Origin of the sequence: Flavobacterium sp. LS1P28 (assembly GCF_003970335.1) — a bacterium.
Classification (GTDB): Bacteria; Bacteroidota; Bacteroidia; order Flavobacteriales; family Flavobacteriaceae; genus Flavobacterium.
Genome location: NZ_RYDI01000004.1, coordinates 171098 through 190086 on the forward strand (window position 1 = coordinate 171098; position 18989 = coordinate 190086).

Here is an 18989-nt window from a genome sequence, read left to right on the forward strand (position 1 = left end):
TAAATGTAATTTTTTACTCTATTTCTATAATCTCACCTCTCTCATTACTATTATTACTTCCTATTAAAAAATTAGCGTTTTTTGGTATAATTTTAAAGGTAAATCCTTTATTCCTTGAAGATTCAAGAATTGCGATACATTTTTTGAAAGAAATGAATTCGTTATCTAAAATAATTTCTGCACCTATTTTACTTTTAACAGAAGACGAAATTACTATTTTTTCTGTTTTCAAATCGTGAAACAGGACTTTTTTTTGCAAAACCAAATGGAGCTTACCTGCTAATTTTTGGTTAGCTGAATACAAAAGATATGATTTTGGAATGATTTTTATTCCTGGTTTCCCTTGAAACATTTTCGCCAAAGAAAAAAAGACAATCCCAATTTTCATAAAAAGGGAGAAAAATAAAACACTTTTAAAATGCTTTTTGTAGAAGAAATTCATCGCTTCCTGAAACCGTTTCATATACGTTTCATCCTTAACCGTGCTTTCTCCTTTGTAGTGAATTGCGGTCGTTTCATGGAAATAATAATTGAATCTTCCTTCTTTCAGGACTCGATACGACAAATCAATATCGTCAGAATACATGAAACAATCTTCATCAAATCCGGCTACTTCAAGATACAAATCTCTTTTCATAACCATAAAAGCACCCACAAGAATGGCTACTTTTCCGGTTTGGTTTTCACTTAAATGTTGCGCATAATATTTCCCGAATGTTCCAGGAAATAATTTGTATAAACCTGTGATTTTGGTAAAAGCGACCCAAGGTGTCGGAACGCCACGTTTACTTTCGGGCAGAAATCTTCCGGTTCCATCGATGAGTTTACAACCCACAATTCCTAAATCCGATTGTTTTTGGGCGAAAGCCAATACTTTCATAAACGTATCTTCGGCAACAACAGTATCGGGATTCAGAACGCAAATGTATTCGCCTTGCGCTTGGGCTACCCCAATGTTATTGCCTTTGGGAAAGCCAATATTTTCTTTGTTTTGAATGAGTTTTACGTTAGGAAAAAGCTTTTGCATCATTGCACAACTGTCATCCGAAGAATTGTTATCAATTACAATAATTTCGCCGTCAATGGTTTCTAATGCGTTTTGAACGCTTAAAACACAGAGCTCCAGAAAATAGCGAACGTTGTAATTGAGAATAATGACGGATAGTTGCAAAGCTTATTGTTTTAGTTTTTTGGGATTTTGTTTCGTGTTGAAAATTCTCAAAACTACAACACTTTCTTTCTCTACGGAATAGATAATTTTAAAACTCCAAATGGCCACAAATCTAACTTTTTGGATATTAATTATTGGCTCAACCGGAAATTTATAAGGAAAATTCGGCAGAGAATTTGCCAAATCATAAATTTCATTAAATACTAAAATAGCATTTTGAGGACTTTCTTTTTTTATGTACTTATAAATAGCTTCTAGTTCATTTGATGCTTTTTTACTCCAAAGCACCCTCATTAACCTAGAATTTTTTTTCTGACATCTTCACTAGAATAGGTTTCTAACTTTCCTTCATTCAATTGATGTAAAGCCTCATGAATGTCTTTAGTATATTCTTTTTCAGAAATTGGGTTTCCATCTGCGTCATAACCAACTATATTTTCTTCATCAAGAAGTTTTGCTATTTTACTAAGAATCTTATTGTCGTTAATACTTAAGATTCTTTGCGTGATGCTGATTTTTAAAGTCTCCGTTTTCATGATACAAATTTTTAACCACTCAAATTTACGTCATTTTATTGAAAATTAAAAAAAAACATGTTTCTCCACTAGCCCCGAAGGAAGGGAAAAATTTTTTTTGTTCTTTCTTTAAGGACTAAAAGAGTACTTCACCAAGTTAATATTTTCATCGGTGTTCAGTGAATTTCATTTAGAATGAAAGCTGGACCTTTAGTTCCAACTAAAACCAAGTCATTCGCTCCTAAAAAACAGGTTATCATGTTTAGTTTTAACATTACTTAAACGATAAAACTTGAAACCTAATATAAATGAATTACTTTTGCAAAAAAGTTATGTTTAGTAATGCATGCATCTCTTATAATTTATAACTCATACCCTACAAAGTGAATTACTTATCAGTCGAAAATATCTATCATATTCTGCAAACTCACTAAAAACAGCCTTAACCACTGAAAAACAAGGCGTAAGCTTAAAAATAAAAAAATAAATCAATCATTATTTATCAGTATATTTCATCTTTTATCATAAAATTAGAGACCTAATTAGAGACCCATTGAATTTAAATTTGTAACTTTGCTATTATGAAAGCACTGACCTACAGATATAGACTCAAAGCTAAAAGTAAATCTTTGGATGTGCGCACTAGCCCTGAATTGGTATTGGCAGAAATCAGCGGAGCATTTGCTAATAAAGTAGATGGAATAGTCAAATACAAAAAATTTCAATACTCTTTAGAGGTATCAGTTTTACCAAAATACTTCGGAATTGTACGCGAAAAAAGAGGTGTGTTTAATTTTGTTTATGATCCAGCCACAGTTAAAGCAAATGAAAAGTATAATAAATTATTTAGAAATAAAATAACCGATTTTGAATCGAATATAGAAACAGCTGCAACCCACTTTAAAAATCAAGAACCAATCGCTGAAGAAGTTAAAAATTATTTACTTTCTATTAGCGGTAGAGAAAAAAGAAAACCAGAGGAAACTTTTGCAGTCATAAATTTTCTTAATAATCATATTAGTCATCTAGAAAATCTTATTGGTAGCGGTCGTAAAGATGAAGTTAAAGAGACTACTATCAACTCATATAGAAATCTTGCTCCCATAATAAAACGCTATCAAGAAGCAAAAAAAATTAAATTAACATTTGAAAAACTTAATGAAGAACTTTATCGAGAAATCTGGGAAGTAGTAAATGATATTAGGACTGGCAAAATCAAAATAGATAGTTTCCAACAAAAACAAAAAAAAGCATTTTCAACAAACACCTTAAAAGCATATCAAACATATTTTATACTACTTTGCAAAGTTGCTAAAAAACAAGAAATCAAAATCCCATTAGACCTTACAGACAAAAATTTAATTAATGTAGCAGAAAAAAATAAGTCTGAAAAAACGGAAGCATTTCTCAAAGAAAAAGATATTCTTAAAATAATAGAATATGTACCTACTTCAAAATATTTAGAATTAGCAAAAAAATACATTCTCATAGCTAGCCAAACTGGCATGCGTCTCCAGTCGATGCAAGAAGCAAAAGGACGAACAATTCAAATATGCGATGAGAAAAAAAATATTTTTTACTATATACACACAATTCAAGCTAAAACCCGAACAGAATGTTATACACCTTTATTCGTTACAGCATTAAAAATTATCAAAAAAAATGATGATGCTTTTCCGGATTTTACCAATATCACATTAACCAATCTCAATATTAACATCAGAAAAATATTAAAATCAGTTGAAATTGAAAACAGCCATTTGTTTAGCACTCACAACTTGCGAAGTTCTTTTGTTAGTAATCTATCTTTACTAAGACTCTCCGAGAAAGTAATAAGCTATGTCACGCATCCTGCAAAAAAAAGTAGTTCTTCAAGCGTACACATTTATGACAGGAGAGATATGCTAGACAAAGCCAAAATGTTTGTTGAAGAAGTCAATTGGGTTAACAAAATTAAATCTTCACAACTTTATACTTTTGATTAAATACCATACATTGTATTGGTAAACAATCAGCTAAGTCTAATACACTATCCATAAAGTTAAATTTGGATTAAGAAAAGCACTTTCATTTGCTTTAAAACGGCTACAATCTTAAAAATTCTTTACGCATCTCGAATGGCTGTTCGATTTGGAGTTCAATAAAAAATGGTAAAAGTAGTTAATCATTGTGTAAAATATTCGATCCACACATTGATAAAGAAAAAAAATCATTATCAACAAATGGAAAGGACATAATCCAATTGCTAAAGATTGATTTGATACAAATATTAATCGATGAAGGCGAGCAATTCAGAGCTTTTTATGATGATTTATCAGGTTGAATCTTGGATGAGAACGACCTATTCTTGGGTAAGTGAAAATAGTATTAATAGATGTTTTTCCTAGCTTCGTTACCGAATTAACCGTAATCAGAGCAAAGACAGAATGTTTAACAATTTAATCAAAAGGATGGTATGTCCAATAATATTTGTCATAGAGAAATAATACACGGTTAGATACCGACCTCAATAAATTCTTTACGAATTGTTGAATAAATCTGTCCTAATTTTCAGTCTTTTAGTCTGGATAATTATATGTCCAAAAGCGCTTCGAATGTAATTTAAACATAATGATTATCAGACTTTAAATAAATTTCCTAAAAGGTATTTTTTTCTGTTTTTGTTATGTATGCAAATACTATTTCAACCCTTTATTCGCATATTTAACTAACAACAAACATTAATAAAACCATAAAAGGATGTATTCAATGACATAAAAAAATCTGCTAAGCAAAAAAAGGAAGTCACTTCTGTTATTCTAAACTAGCTTCATTACCTTGTACAATACAGATACAAAATGGTCCGGTTTCAATTACCTCCCTTATTCTTCTGCATAATCACCTCAACAAACAATTGGTCCACATTGGTTTTATAATTCCTTTTTTTTCTGAAATTTAAATGCTTTATACTACCAAGAGCAGGATTGTTCTCCATTTTGTTTAGCAATGCCACGCAGCCATTAAAAGAACCTTCTAACGAAAAAATATAGCTTGTGGCAGTAAACCCTTTTTCGGTTGTAATATGAGGTTCTTTAAAGTCTATAATTTTCAAATGAGAGGACTCGCAGTAGATACTAAGTTGTTTTAATAAATCATTTTGAAAAGATTCCGAAGCGGTTATGTTATAATGAGCTAACAGTGAGTCTAATTGTTTTTCCTTTTGGTGAAGTTGATGTGCTAATATTGGACTACTATTGTTATTATTTAACATTTCATTTTTAGAATGGTACTCTTTAAAATAAGTTATCGTATTAGAAATAGCGAAAGAATAACAGAGGTAGAGTGCCACGAGAAAACCTAGAAGTAAAAATTTATTTTTTCTGTTGAGTCTCATTTTATTTTAATTTTAATTTAATAGAAAATTCCGTTTCATTCTGCTCATTTTTTCCAAAATGAGTAATTACAACTAGATTAACCTCTTTTAATAGATCAATTGTTTCAACCCAACGGGTAAAAGCAGTATTATCAATAGTTGTCCCGGAAATTATTACTGTTTTTTCTTGGGTTACAATAGGCTCCTCTATTTTTATCTTTTTTTCTAAGGGATGGTACACCAATTCCGTCAGCAAAATAGAATGTGGAATGGTCTTCGTGATTTCATTAATGACAAGTGAACTTTGCGAAGCGGTTATCGCCATCACATTTTTTATTTTTTGTTCTTTCGCTTGAATATGTTCTTTCGTTTTAATCACATCTTCGACTGAGGATTTACTCAACAAAAGACTTTCAGAAGTTTCTTCGGCTAGTTTAAAATAATGCGTAAAGACGAAAAAGTTGATTAACAAAATAGTGACTAATATCCCGAGCATTATCTTTAATCCTTTTGAAAAGAAACTTTGCTGCTTATAACTTCCAAGAAGATAGTTACTATGAGCGATCAGATTTCCTGTATTTTCAGTGCGATTAAGCAATAAACGCAAGATGCCTGCAAAAGCTAATATATGACAGTTTTTAACAAGCAGTCCATTTATGTCATAAGTTGATTCTAAATCTATTGTACTTGAGGTAATAATTGAGGTCTCTTCACTCCAAGAAATAGTCTGATGATTCGTTAGCAATTCATTTCGCTCTGAATAGTTCATTAATTCAACAATGGAACAGGCACCTAGGCTGATTCCGGCAATTCCAATACCTTGCTTGTGATAATTGGAAAGCAATTCGTCCACATAGATTTTTCTGCTAATAACAACAATGGATTTTGTCTTCAGTCTCCAAATTTCAATATAGAATTCATCCCAATTGGTATTAGGAAATCCTTTTTGAAGCAGTTTTTCATCTTGAGATTCTATTCCCAACACTTCTTTTTGGATAACCTGATTGGTATTAATAATAAGAATAAAAGGAAGGGTTTTGTCCCATTTATCAGGTAGCGTTTCACAATAGGAGACTTTATCTTTTTTACTAATTACTAAAGCTGCTTTTTCCTTTTCAATCAACAAAACAGAAATCATTTCCTTATTATTTAAAGAAAAATGCTCGATACCAATGTATCGTTTTCCAAGTAATATATCATTTAAATAAGGTAGCTTCATTAGTAAATAACGGTAGGTTTAATTAATACAGTTAATTTTTTCTTGGAATCTTCACGCCTTCTAGAACTAAACAACCACTTTATTACTGGTATCCGCGCTAATATTGGAACACCCGAACCCGAATCATCTTTAACCGATTCCTCAAGTCCTCCCAGAACTATTATGTCTTGATCTTTCACTCGAATAATCGAAGTAAATTCTCTAGAGTTGATTCCAGGAGGAGCATTTGCATCTACTTTTTGACCGTTAAAACTAGATTGAATTACTTTAATATCCATTGTTATTTGTCCATCACCTGAAACTAAAGGCATAATCGTTAAAGAAAGTTCAGCATCAATAGGTTGGTAGTTTTTAACTTCCGAAGCTTGTGGGATTTGGGAACCATAAAAATTCTGGTTCGTGACAACATAATAGGTGGTCTCACCAATAGATAAATACGCTTTATGTCCATTCAATGTTGACAATCTTGGAGAGGACCGTATTTTTAAATTTCCATTGCTTTCCATTGCTTTAAGACTCAAATAAAAATTCGGGACTACACTACCAACATTTAAAGATCCAAATCCACTAAAACCATTAATGATTTTGTTAATGGTTTGAGCACCAAGATTAATGTCGACGCTAGGAAATACAGCTCCACTGGTTGTTACTGGTTTATTTCCAATTCCCGCACTTATTCCTGTTTCTATAATCGCACTCTTATTAACTTCCAATAACATCACCTCAATAAGTATAACTGGAACAGCTTTGTCAATATATTTAATAAAAGATTCAAAACGAGCTATATTTGCCGCTGGACCATTCACCAGAAAACCATTTAATTCTTTGTCAATCTTAATATCTAAATCTTTTTTTATTTCATCGGGAATAATAGACAATATAGATTCTGAAGTATTACTGCTGGCAGCAGAACTATTGCTTTGAAATTGATTGTTTGATCCATTTTTAGGATCAGAAAAATTAGTGTTATAATTAGAATAATTAATATTGTTATTCAATCTTCCGGCGCTCCTCCCCTCTTTTAAAGGATCACTCAATAGCTCTATGGAGCGATGCATCAACGGAATTGACTTTATATTTCTGACAACTAACTGGTTTTTGGTGCCAAAATAATAAATTCCGTCATTTTTCATATAAGTATACGTATCACCCGTTGAAGCTACACTAGAGTTAGTACTGCTATTAAATTGGGCAGGTGATGAACTATTTGAGAGTAAAGCACCCTCCATTTTAGTTTCAAACAATTTGTTCAATAAGGCATCAAAGGAAATATTTTTGGCCTTAACAGTAGCATTACCAATACTTTCCAAGGGGCTTGATATAAACATATCGATATCTAATTCATGGCCAATATCATAAATAATACTAGAAATGGGTGTGTTCTCGAAATCGACGTTCAATATTTTTTTATCGGCATCAACCACTGTAAAAAAAAAGTTTGATTTTCTGGAACGCAGTGGTTTAAATTGTCGAATATTTGTAATGCTTTTATCTGCATTATTCTCAGGGGAATAAATCCCCTCTAATTGATCAAATACATAGAAGTTATCTCTGGATTTTGAAGTACTAAGATTATTGGCATAAGCTAATTTATTTAATGCGGCATCAAATGGCATATTTTTGATATAAATAGTCAACATTTGTTTTTCCAAGCCTGGGGCAAAAACTAAATTTTTCCCACTTACATCCATGATTTTTTTGAAAACATCATATAATTTATCTTCTTTTAAATCAAGAGAAAGCAAATTATCAGAAGCATCATATGTTACATCAATTAATTTTTCAACAGGCATCTTCATTGGCTTTTCATACGATTTAACCGAAAGTATGTTCCCCGTAAATTCAATCGTAAGATTATACTCTTTACACAAAAAGACCAACAAATCGCCAACACTCACGTCCGTAAAATTATTGACAATATTTATTTGACTCAAATTTGGAGCAACGCTGATGTTTAATTTATGAAGTTCCGATACGGCTAATAAAAAACTGGAAAGCGAAGCCTCTTTGATGTTGATGTTCACTTTTTCAGAAAGTCCAGGTGCATCAGCATTAATGGCTTCAATATTATTTTTAAGCTGTTGAATTCTGTTTTCCTGAGAAAAATTAATTTGATATACAAATAGAATTAGAATAATGATTATTTTTTTCATGAATTGGGCAAAATTGAATATTCAAATATAGGTTATATATTACAAGAGTAAAGAAAAGACTTCATCTATCGATGTAGTTCCTTTTTGTACCAATGATAAAGCATTTTTTTTCAAAGTAAAAATTTCTTTTTCTTCAATATAACGATCAATAGTCAATTGATTGTTTTTAATCAAAGTCGAAAGTTCATTATCAATGGGAAGAATTTCATAAATGGCTTTTCTTCCAGAATATCCGGTATGATAACAATCTTCACAGCCTACGGCTTCATAATGGCTGAGTAAATTTTCGGGCATTTCAAATCCAGTAGGTAATAATGCCGTTGAAATGGGTTGCTCAGTTTTGCAACGATTACAAAGTTTTCGGATCAAACGCTGAGCAACACTTAGGTTAAGTGTGCTGGCTATCAAAAAAGATGGAATTCCCATGTCAATCAATCGGGACACCGTTGCCCAAGCTGAATTGGTATGTATAGTCGACAATACAAGATGCCCTGTCAAGGCGGCTCGAATGGCCATATTGGCCGTATTCACATCACGAATTTCCCCCACCATAATAATATCAGGATCTTGCCGTAAAAAAGTCCGTAGCGTTGTAGCGAAGTCAAGTCCTATATTTTCACGTAACTGTACCTGATTAATCCCTTCAAGAGTATACTCTATAGGGTCTTCAACGGTTAAAATATTCGTATTGGGAAGATTCAGTTTTTTTAAGGTGGCATATAAGGTGGTTGTTTTACCGGAACCCGTTGGCCCCGAAATAAGAACGATACCATTGGGTTTTTTGATGTTTTCCAAATAAGTGACCAATTCCTTTTCGGTAAAACCGAGTGTACTAATATCAATATGACTGGTGTCTTTACTCAAAATACGTAGAACTACCTTTTCTCCATGTAATGTCGGTAATATAGAAACCCGAATATCAAAATCCACCGTATCGGTTACTATGGTAATACGCCCGTCTTGAGGCAGTCGTTTTTCGGAAATATCAAGTTGTGCTCGTATTTTTATTTTATTGATTAGAATCGGATATTCATCAGGAGCAATATGAAATTGCTCTTTCAACTTTCCATCCAAACGAAAACGTACGCGTGCATTTTTTTCATAAGGTTCAAAATGGATATCACTACTGCCTATTTCCTTAGCATTGAGCACTATTTTCTCCAGAAAATCAACTGAATAATGAATATTAGAAACAGTATTGGATACTGATTTTCGATAATTAGTGCTGAGATACCGATTGATATTTGCTGTAGTTTCAGCTTTCAATTGAGTAGGAAAACCCAATAATATGGATAATTCCGACTGTAAGAGTTCCAGGTTTGCCACATCGGTTTTCAAAATAAGTTCCTTGCCAATTTTCTCCACTGGAATTATCCTGTAGTGATAGGCCTGTGCTGCTTTTACAAGTTGTTGAATTTCGATTGGAATGTTAAAAATGTTCATTTTAATAAGCATATAAAAAATTACTGTCACAAAAAAAACTTATACTGTAGACCACTCCAAAAAATAATGACATATAACCCGCAAGCGGAACTGTTTTTTCGGTCTTCTTAAATTGCAAAATCAAATGCAATAGGAGAGAGAATACCAATGCAAAAACAAAAAGAATCTGGAAGGAAATTATCGAAAAGGAAAAAGCAATAAATATAAAAAAAAGTACATCTCCCAATCCAAAAACTTCTTTTAAAAAAGAGCGCTGTAATTTAAATCTAGTATAAGTATAGCATACAATAAGTAAGAACGATACAAACAATAAATTTAAACTAATATTTAGTAATGCGGTTAAAATATGTACATATTCCATTTGCAAAAAAAAAGCTAAAATCCCTACACTGGGGTAAAGAAACCAAAACACTTCGCGCTCTTTATAATCTTGTATAAAGATGAATAAAAAAACACCTACAAGCAATAATTTCAAAATCCACATCAGTCATTGATTATTTGTTTTGGAAGCCCATTCTGATCAATTTCCCAAACATTAAAAATCCCATTACCGTTAAAATCAGTCAATGCGGTTGCTTTTACCTTAAATTCAGTATCGGAAGAATGCGTTATTTCATAAGAATAATTGGCACTGCCATTCTCTTTTACAGTTTTTGGAGCCTCAAAGTCTATTTCACTAAAATCAGGACTATACTTAGAGTGCGTAAAATAATATTGTCTTTCGGCATTATAAATTGCCTTCAATTGGATTTGCGCTTCCACACTTTTGGCTTTAGTAATCAAAGGCATCAAATTAGGTAACGCAATTAATAATAGAATGCCAATGATGGCTAACACTATTAACATTTCTTGGAGATTAAAGGAACGGATTTTCTTAAAAAGATGTTTTTTCAAAACGAAAATGTTTTAGTTCTAACAAATATATACAATTTATTCAAAACCCACGGTATTATTAAAATAAAAAAAATATTAATTTTCCTATAATTTAGAAAAGTTTTTGTTAATATTGCTGATGTAAGATTTTAATAAAGTAAACAACAACAACAACAACAACAACAACAACAACAACAACAACAACAACAACAACAACAACAACAACAACAACTGACTCCCTCCAAGAAAACGACACGTATTTCTTTCAGATGTATAAAGACGTAAAAATAAAAAACTTATGAAGAAATATTTTATAATTGGATGCCTTATAATTACGAATACTTTCTATTCCCAAATTGAGCCTTTTACAACATCGCCGATAAAATCACCAGAAGCTACAGCATTTGTAAATTCAGATTTTCTACCATTAGATGAGTACTCTGGTAAAACGAATATAACAATACCTCTTTACTCCATTAATTTGGATGGATTAGAAATTCCTATTTCAATATCATATGATACTGGCGGCGCAAAGGTAAACACTACTTCGTCTAATGTAGGTCTTAATTGGTCTTTAAGTGCAGGTGGTTTAATAAACAAAGAAGTTTTTGGCATAGACGATATGGATAGCCAATTTGTAATAAATTCAGAATATTCTTCTACAGGAGTTGCATATGTATCTTATGGTTTTTTAAGGCATTTACTATATTATTCTGACGGATACCCAATTGCTAATGCGGGAATTGATAAGCAACCCGACCAATTTCATGTTATCTCACCAGGGTTGTCGACGACGTTTCTTCACAAATCTGATGGATCACCTATTGAAATAACTAAAAAAAACAATGTAATTAAAAGCCCATTTACTGATCCAAACTTTCTTTTCGAACCGTTTCTACAGACTGGTTTAGGCAGCGGCTTCATGTATTCAAAAGTAAACTTCAAAACTAGCGACGGGTTTAAATTTGGTTTTAAAATTACAAATTCTACTGGTTTTGAATATTCTTTTTATGATGTTGAAAAAACTATTTCATTTCACCACGATATTATAAATGGAAACCAAACAGGAAGTCTTTCACCTGATCCGTACGACATAAATTCGACTATATCAATTGATAATCAGTGCCTAAGCTATTTTATAAACCCTTATCTTGGAAAAGTCAATGCAGATGCTTTTCCAATAATTAGATTATCAAAAATAAGAAATCCAATTTCAAGAAGAGAAGTTAATTTTATCTATGAGGAGAACAAAATTGTTGACAATAATAGGCGCACTGAGGTTCAGCCTGATTTTGTCAGTGGAACTAAAACTATAATATATGAGCATGACTTAACCGTTGAAAAACTAATAAAAGCTATAATTTTTCCCGAAGGAAAAATTGATTTTTATTACGATTCAAATAGGCTAGACGTAAGGGGCGGGAAAATTTTAAAAAAAATTGAGATTAGAAACAATGAAGGAATTTTAATTAAAGGAATCTCATTCGAGCAAAGTTATTATTCAAGTCAATCTGGTTGCAATGATAGTTTTTATTGCACTCGACTTCGATTAGACGGGATCAGCTTTTTTGATAAAAACGAAAAAAATATAAACGGTTATACATTTAATTATAACAGTACTTTACTCCCAAATAGGTACGCTGTTGATCAAGACTATTTAGGTTATTATAATGGCCCAAGTTATATTGCTCCTGCAAATTACAAACCGAAGATTTATTTAAAAGAAAACCAGGGGAAATTTTCTTTTTTACCATTTCCTTTTTCTGGATATAGTTTGACATTAAATGGAAATGGAAGTAAGGTACCTAATCTTACATACGCAAAAGCTGCAAGTTTAGAAAAAATAACTCTCCCTACAGGTGGTTTTAATGTATTTAATTTTGAATTAAATTCATTTGAATTATTTGGCTCTGAAGTTTTATCTCCGGGTTTAAGAATATTTCAACAATCCCTATTTGACAGTAACAATATACTTCAGAAGCAACTAAATTATAGTTTCAATAAGGATAATGGCTTAACATCTGGGCAAATAGCTAATCTTCCAAATTTCGTAAGTACGTCAAGGTATAGTGACGGAGCGAATTGGCTTTTTCAAAATTATAATAACAAACTTGAATTAAATTCCAGTTCTTCATATGTAGGATATTCGCAAGTAAAAATTACAGAATTAAATAATGGCTATAAACTAAATAAATATACAAATATCAATGATTTTCCGAATTCTAATGCAACTCAATTATTTACCTCAACTTTATCCTCAGAGGAATACAATTCTTATTTGTATAAAGTAAATAATGGATTACTCCCTTCTTTGTCGAAAGACTATTCAGCAAAAAGAGGAAATTTATTAAGTCAGGAAATTTTCAATAATAATAGCACATTAATTACTAGCGTAATTAACGAATATAAATATACTATATATGGTGAAATTCCAATTTCCGAAAATTACACTATCAAAAACAGAGGTAGTTATCGTCTAAACAGTGAGCAATATGCAAGTTTCGGAACTTCAATTGATATTCAAAGTAATTTATTAAGTAAAAATACTAAGAATGAATTTTCTCCATCTGGACAAATAATTGAGACTATTAACTATAATTACTACAGTGACAAACCCATTCTTAATGAAAGTATCATAACTAATTCATTAGGGAAAAATATTAAGAAAATATATTACTATCCCTTTGATTCTGAAGTTTCAAGTCTAGCATATATTCCGAATTTGAACAATTTAAATATTCTTAAGCCAATTAAAGAAGCTAATTATAATGATGCCACTTTGATTAGTTCAAGCCTTAACTCATATCAAAATTTAGGTAACAATGTGATAGTTTTAAAGGATTTAAAATTATCAAAAGGTGAAAACCCATTAGAAGTAAAAGAACAATATAATGTTTTTGACAAAAAAGCAAATTTAATAGAATACCAGCGAACGGACGGCACTATCTATACAGTACTATATGGCTACGGTTATGAAAATAAAATTGCCGAAATACTAGGCGCAACATATCAGCAGATACTAATGGCCTTAAACATCAGCAACTTAGAAACACTTCAAAATAAGACAGATAGCGAGCTAATAATTATTTTTAATAATTTAAGAGGATTGTTACCAAATGCTCAAATAACTAGTTATACACACAAGCCGTTAGTTGGAGTAACATCAATAACTGATATAAAAGGACAAACAAATTACTTCGAATTCGACTCCTTAAGTAGATTTATGATTGCTAGAGATAACACACAAAATATTAATAACGAACAACAGTATAATTACGCTAAATCCCCAAGCACTGTACCTATATTTCAAAAAACTTTCTCCGTTGATATTGAAAAAAAACCAACCATCGATTACTTACCGTATACTTCATCAAGTGTTTTTAATCAGTCCCTCAATGCCATTGCGATGGGCGGCAAGGGCGATTACAAATACGAATGGACTTTGTCACCTTCCAATACAATTTTACATACATCTGCTAATTATAACATTAGTATTCCGTGTGGTACTTCTGCTCTATATTCATTAAAAGTTACAGATAGTTACAATAATTCTATTATTAAAACGGTAGCAGTCAATGCTGCAAATTGCAATGAACCCTACTATGCGGGAGTAATTGAGGGGACTTCAGGTGGCAATAACCAGTACGATTTCTGGGTAAACACTGAAGGAGGGTCATTTAAATTTAAATACACATGGTGGTTTACTTCAACAACCACAACACAAGGAGGAAGTACAACAGTAACAAATCACTGCCCTAAATTTTTAACTAACACAGGTAGTAGTTCTATTACTGGAACGCTATATGTACTTATTACAGATTTAGAATCAGGTTACACTGTTCAAAGGTCTAGAGCAGTTACCATTTACCCTGAATTTCAACCAAGTTCTTGCTTTGTAGCAGGAACAAAAATTACAATGTCAAACGGGAATACTACAACTATCGAAAACGTTAAAGTAGGAGACAGCATATTGACCTATAATATCGAAAGACAAAAAATTGAAATAGCCAATGTCGAAAAGATTGTAACCCCTATTCATTCAGAATTTGTTGAATTAAGTTTTGACAATAGCATTACTAATACAAACACTCTTGACCACCCGTATTATGTAAAAAATAAAGGTTGGTGCTCATACGACCCCGAATTAACATTGTCAAACTATGGGCTACATGTAAAGAGATATAAGGAAGGAGATATAGTACTTCATTATGACGAAACAAAAAAGACTACTCATGAAATAAGGATAAAAAAACTAAAATTAATTTCAAAAGAGCAAAAAACATATAATTTACAAAAAGTTTCTAAAAACCATGACTTTTTTGCTAATGGTATATTAGTTCATAACAAAAGTATTCAATAATGAAAAAATACATCTACATATTAATTTTCCAAATGATTGCTTTTTTTGGATTTGCACAGAGCCCTAATGCTAATTCTAACGCTACTACTAAAAAGAAAACAGCAAGCACTTCCAGAGTGGCTATCGATGATGGTAGCGGTGGAGGTGGCTGTACGTATTGCTATCAATGGAATCGTGACGTAGATAATGATGGCTTTGGTGATCCTGAATTTCCTGAATTTGCAGACTACAGGCCTGTAGGTTATGTTGCTAACCAATCGGATTGTAACGATGGCGATTCAGCGATAAACCCAAATACAAGATGGTACGCAGACAATGATCTGGATGGTCTTGGAGACCCCTCTAATTACCTAACACAGTGTCTTAAACCAAGTGATAATTATGTACTTAACAACTCAGACAACTGCCCCTTAGTTTCGGGTACAAGTCCAGACTGCAATAGTTTATCAATTAGAACTTCCCAAGACCAAAACTATATTGTAACTACAAATTATAACGAACCTACTTTAGTTCCTTTTGTTTCACCTACACCCGATAAAGCGTTGGTGAGTGTCACTTACTATGATGGTTTGGGGAGACCCAAACAAAGTATCGCTAGTCGTCAAGGGGGTGATTCTTCAGACATTATTACACACATAGAATATGATGCCTTAGGCCGTCAAGTAAAAGGCTATCTTCCGTATGCTTCATCTAATCCAGGAAATGACTACTTTAAAATAGACGCTAAGACTGCTACTCTAGGGTTTTACAACCAAAGTAAATACGAATACACAGCAAATCCGTTTAGTGATAAGTTGTTTGAAGCCTCTCCTTTAAACCGAGTACAACAGCAAGCAGCACCAGGAAATGACTGGGCATTAGCACAAAATCATACTATAAAACAAGAATATCTTACCAATATAGCTTCTGATCAGATAAAATCACATATAGTTAGTCTCACTTTGGCTAACAATACGTACACACCTACAGTAGCTTTAAATCCTGCCAATAGTGGGTTTTATCTAGCAAATTCACTGTACAAAACGATAACCAAAAACGAAAACTGGACAAGTGGTAAAAATAATACTACAGAAGAATTTACAGATAAAGAAGGTCGCGTAATTTTAAAAAGAACGTTTTCTAATTACACTAATACTCTAGGTGTAATTACTGCAACCGAAGTGCTCCACGACACTTATTATATTTATGATATCTACGGTAATTTAACCTATGTTTTACCTCCTAAAGCAGAGGGATTAATTGACCTCAATACTCTAAATAATTTATGTTACAGGTACATCTATGATTACCGCAACCGCCTAGTAGAGAAAAAAATACCAGGAAAAGATTGGGAATACATTGTTTATGACAACCTCGACAGACCTATACTAACTCAAGATGTTAATTTAAGAACGTTGAACAAATGGTTATTTATCAAGTATGATATGTTCAACAGACCAGTGTATTCTGGGGAATATTTCAATAATTCACAAACAACAAGAAATTTAGTACAAGGCTTAGCCACTGGCACTTTATTTGAAAATAAGCAAACTTCAGCTATAACAATTAACACTACCAATGTATATTATACTAATAGTGCTTTTCCAACTCAGAATATTGATTTATTCACCATCAATTATTATGACGACTATGGCTTTGATTTAAATGGAGGGTCATCAACGATTTCCTATGGCGTAACGCCATCCACAAAAACTAAAGGCCTGCCTACAGGAAGTAAAATTCGTGTTTTAGGGACACCCTCATGGACTACTACGGTGAACTACTATGACACTAAGGGAAGAGCTATTTACAACTACAGTAAAAATGACTTTTTAGCCACAACCAGTACCGTAAAGAGCCAACTTGATTTTGTTGGTAAAATACTAGAAACTACTTCTACACATTTCAGGAGCGGAATCACCACCACATTAGTTGATGCATTCACTTATGACCATGCTGGGAGGTTATTAACCCAAAAGCAGAAAATAAATAATCAAAATCAAGAGGTTATAACTGCAAACAATTATGACAACTTAGGGCAGTTGACCACAAAAGCTGTTGGAGGAACTATTGCGCAAGGAAGACTACAAACTGTAGACTTTAGCTACAACGTACGCGGCTGGCTAAAAGGCATAAACAACGTAAACACTATCGGTACAGATCTTTTTGCTTTCCAGATTAATTACAACAATCCAGTGACAGGCACCCCATTGTATAATGGCAACATCAGCCAAACACTTTGGAAAACTGCCAATGATCCTCAAGGAAATAGCCCAAGGAAGTACAGCTATACTTACGATGCATTAAATCGTCTAAGTGCTGCCATAGACCAGACAAGTATTACCCCTAACAGATACAATGAGAGTTTGAGCTATGACAAAAACGGAAACATAATGGGCATCTTGAGAATGGGTAACACTAATCCAACAGCAACCGCCTTTGGGACCATGGACAATCTGGCTTATACTTACGATGCAGGAAACAAACTCACAAAAGTAGAAGACAGTTCTGGAAGTACAGAAGGATTTAACAATGGCAGCAATATCCCTACAGAATATACTTATGATCTCAATGGTAACATGAAAACTGATGCCAACAAAAACATTACTGGCGTAGCCTACAACTACCTTAATTTACCCACTCAAGTAACAAAATCAGGGGTAAACATAAACTATGAATACGATGCCCTAGGAACAAAACAACAAAAAACGGTAAACGGCATTACTACGGATTACGCAGGAGGCTTTATCTATGAAAACGGAAATATGAAATTTTTCTCCCAACCCGAAGGATATGTAGCAAATAATTCTGGCACTTTTTCATACATTTACCAATATAAAGATCATTTAGGGAATGTACGGTTAAGTTATGGGGATAGTAACAATGATGGAGTAGCTCTTACTAACGAAATTGTAGAAGAAAACAATTATTACCCTTTTGGTTTAAGACAACTTGGTTATAATGGTGGTTTTGCAATAGGTAAAGGTAATCCAACTGCACAGAAGTATAAATTCCAAGGACAAGAGCGTCAAGACGAGCTGGGACTGAACTGGGATAGCTTTAAATATAGAAATTACGATTTTGCGATTGGGCGGTTTATGTCTATTGATCCCGTCAGTGAGGACTACGCCTATAACTCAACTTATGCATTCCAAGAGAATAAAATGGGAATGGGTACTGAACTTGAAGGTAAAGAATTACAGCTTCATAGTTGGCTAGCGATTGATGCTGCGGTAAACCCAAATGGTGTAGGTGCTCATACTATTGGAATAGGTGAAGGATTAGGAAATACAGCCAAAGGTTTGTGGAATTCAGTTACACATCCAATAGAAACAGCAAAAGGTGTTGGTAATACTGCTTTATGGCTTGCTGTTGGATCACAAGCTTCTGGAGCAGTAGATAATTTTCTTGGAACAAATTCAACAGGAGCAGGTAACAATCTATTAAATTCGGTAGTTAATGGTGGTAATAAGTTAGTTAATGGAAATGGACTTGAAAGAGGAGAAGTTATTGGAGAAGTTGCTGGAGCTGTTATCGGTGCTAAAGGTATTGGTGCAGGATTAAAAGCAGGAGCAGCAGCAATTACAACTTCAGATGGATTTTTGATAGGAGGAATAAACATAAAAGCTCCTATTGATATATCAGTTCAAAGGTTTGGCGGACAAATGTCAAGTTCTGGCACTAATTTTTGGGGTGCTAAGATAGGAACTAATTCTTTTGTCAATAGGACTTTTGGTGCTATTAAAACAGAATGGAATCCTCTAACGACATATACTGAAGGTGTAATTCCTAAAGGGACACCTATTAAAGCTGGAATAATCGGTCCACAAAGCGGAGGATTTTATCCTGGAGGGTCATTACAATTTATCACAAAATCAAAAGAAGTTATCGAGCAAACAACTAAAACAATTAACAGATAAGCTA

Annotated in this window: 11 protein-coding genes and 1 pseudogene; 4 read left to right on the plus strand and 8 right to left on the minus strand. The window is 32.8% G+C overall.

Going from position 1 to position 18989, the window contains the following annotated elements; translation table 11 throughout:
- Positions 1-13 precede the first annotated feature (13 nt).
- Genes EKL97_RS05590 through EKL97_RS05600 form a run of 3 tightly spaced genes read right to left on the minus strand, consistent with a single transcriptional unit; the run spans position 14 to position 1707 of the window.
- Positions 14-1171 (minus strand): glycosyltransferase family 2 protein, encoded by a 1158-nt coding sequence (locus EKL97_RS05590; protein WP_126568402.1) that lies wholly within the window; start codon positions 1169-1171, stop codon positions 14-16.
- Positions 1172-1174: 3 nt separating this feature from the next.
- A complete protein-coding gene (locus tag EKL97_RS05595; protein WP_126455091.1) occupies positions 1175-1465 on the minus strand; it encodes a type II toxin-antitoxin system RelE/ParE family toxin in 291 nt (96 codons plus the stop codon).
- A complete protein-coding gene (locus EKL97_RS05600) occupies positions 1465-1707 on the minus strand; it encodes a hypothetical protein (protein WP_126455093.1) in 243 nt (80 codons plus the stop codon). The genes EKL97_RS05595 and EKL97_RS05600 overlap by 1 nt, the downstream gene beginning before the upstream one ends.
- A gap of 560 nt (positions 1708-2267) precedes the next feature.
- Between EKL97_RS05600 and EKL97_RS05605 the strand changes: the two genes are divergently transcribed.
- Together EKL97_RS05605 and EKL97_RS16075 are read left to right on the plus strand one after the other, a co-directional pair.
- Complete coding sequence (locus EKL97_RS05605) at positions 2268-3671, plus strand: hypothetical protein (RefSeq protein ID WP_126568403.1); 1404 nt, start codon at positions 2268-2270, stop codon at positions 3669-3671.
- An 11-nt stretch (positions 3672-3682) separates the two neighbouring features.
- A pseudogene (locus EKL97_RS16075) lies at positions 3683-4183 on the plus strand (hypothetical protein); the annotation flags it as partial.
- A 351-nt stretch (positions 4184-4534) separates the two neighbouring features.
- On the opposite strand, the gene EKL97_RS05610 reads toward EKL97_RS16075, so the two are convergent.
- The 5 genes from EKL97_RS05610 to EKL97_RS05635 all read right to left on the minus strand — a co-directional run bounded on the left by EKL97_RS05610 (position 4535) and on the right by EKL97_RS05635 (position 10747).
- Positions 4535-5059 (minus strand): general secretion pathway protein, encoded by a 525-nt coding sequence (locus EKL97_RS05610; RefSeq protein WP_126568405.1) that lies wholly within the window; start codon positions 5057-5059, stop codon positions 4535-4537.
- A gap of 1 nt (position 5060) precedes the next feature.
- A complete protein-coding gene (locus EKL97_RS05615; RefSeq protein WP_126568407.1) occupies positions 5061-6257 on the minus strand; it encodes a general secretion pathway protein in 1197 nt (398 codons plus the stop codon).
- Complete coding sequence (locus EKL97_RS05620) at positions 6257-8410, minus strand: type II secretion system protein GspD (protein WP_126568408.1); 2154 nt, start codon at positions 8408-8410, stop codon at positions 6257-6259. Before EKL97_RS05620 ends, EKL97_RS05615 begins: the two co-directional genes overlap by 1 nt.
- A gap of 39 nt (positions 8411-8449) precedes the next feature.
- On the minus strand, positions 8450-9853 hold the full coding sequence (locus EKL97_RS05625; protein ID WP_126568410.1) for a GspE/PulE family protein: 1404 nt from the start codon (positions 9851-9853) through the stop codon (positions 8450-8452).
- 483 nt (positions 9854-10336) lie between these two features.
- The gene (locus EKL97_RS05635; protein ID WP_410503677.1) at positions 10337-10747 is read right to left on the minus strand and encodes a type IV pilin protein; all 411 of its coding nucleotides are present in this window, start codon (positions 10745-10747) and stop codon (positions 10337-10339) included.
- Positions 10748-11024: 277 nt separating this feature from the next.
- Here EKL97_RS05635 and EKL97_RS05640 point away from each other — a divergent pair, with 277 nt between their 5' ends.
- Positions 11025-15086 carry a hypothetical protein gene (locus tag EKL97_RS05640; RefSeq protein WP_126568413.1) on the plus strand — a complete coding sequence of 1354 codons (4062 nt, stop codon included), beginning with the start codon at positions 11025-11027 and terminating at the stop codon, positions 15084-15086.
- Positions 15086-18985, plus strand: a complete 3900-nt coding sequence (locus tag EKL97_RS05645) for a DUF6443 domain-containing protein (RefSeq protein ID WP_126568414.1) — start codon at positions 15086-15088, stop codon at positions 18983-18985. The genes EKL97_RS05640 and EKL97_RS05645 overlap by 1 nt, the downstream gene beginning before the upstream one ends.
- Positions 18986-18989 lie beyond the last annotated feature (4 nt).

What these genes read in the sequence shown, in the direction of transcription:
- EKL97_RS05595 (WP_126455091.1), bottom strand. Translation starts at nt 1,465, where the DNA reads ATGAGGGTGCTTTGGAGTAAAAAAGCATCAAATGAACTAGAAGCTATT.
- EKL97_RS05600 (WP_126455093.1), bottom strand. Translation starts at nt 1,707, where the DNA reads ATGAAAACGGAGACTTTAAAAATCAGCATCACGCAAAGAATCTTAAGT.
- EKL97_RS05605 (WP_126568403.1), top strand. Translation starts at nt 2,268, where the DNA reads ATGAAAGCACTGACCTACAGATATAGACTCAAAGCTAAAAGTAAATCT.
- EKL97_RS05610 (WP_126568405.1), bottom strand. Translation starts at nt 5,059, where the DNA reads ATGAGACTCAACAGAAAAAATAAATTTTTACTTCTAGGTTTTCTCGTG.
- EKL97_RS05615 (WP_126568407.1), bottom strand. Translation starts at nt 6,257, where the DNA reads ATGAAGCTACCTTATTTAAATGATATATTACTTGGAAAACGATACATT.
- EKL97_RS05620 (WP_126568408.1), bottom strand. Translation starts at nt 8,410, where the DNA reads ATGAAAAAAATAATCATTATTCTAATTCTATTTGTATATCAAATTAAT.
- EKL97_RS05625 (WP_126568410.1), bottom strand. Translation starts at nt 9,853, where the DNA reads ATGAACATTTTTAACATTCCAATCGAAATTCAACAACTTGTAAAAGCA.
- EKL97_RS05640 (WP_126568413.1), top strand. Translation starts at nt 11,025, where the DNA reads ATGAAGAAATATTTTATAATTGGATGCCTTATAATTACGAATACTTTC.
- EKL97_RS05645 (WP_126568414.1), top strand. Translation starts at nt 15,086, where the DNA reads ATGAAAAAATACATCTACATATTAATTTTCCAAATGATTGCTTTTTTT.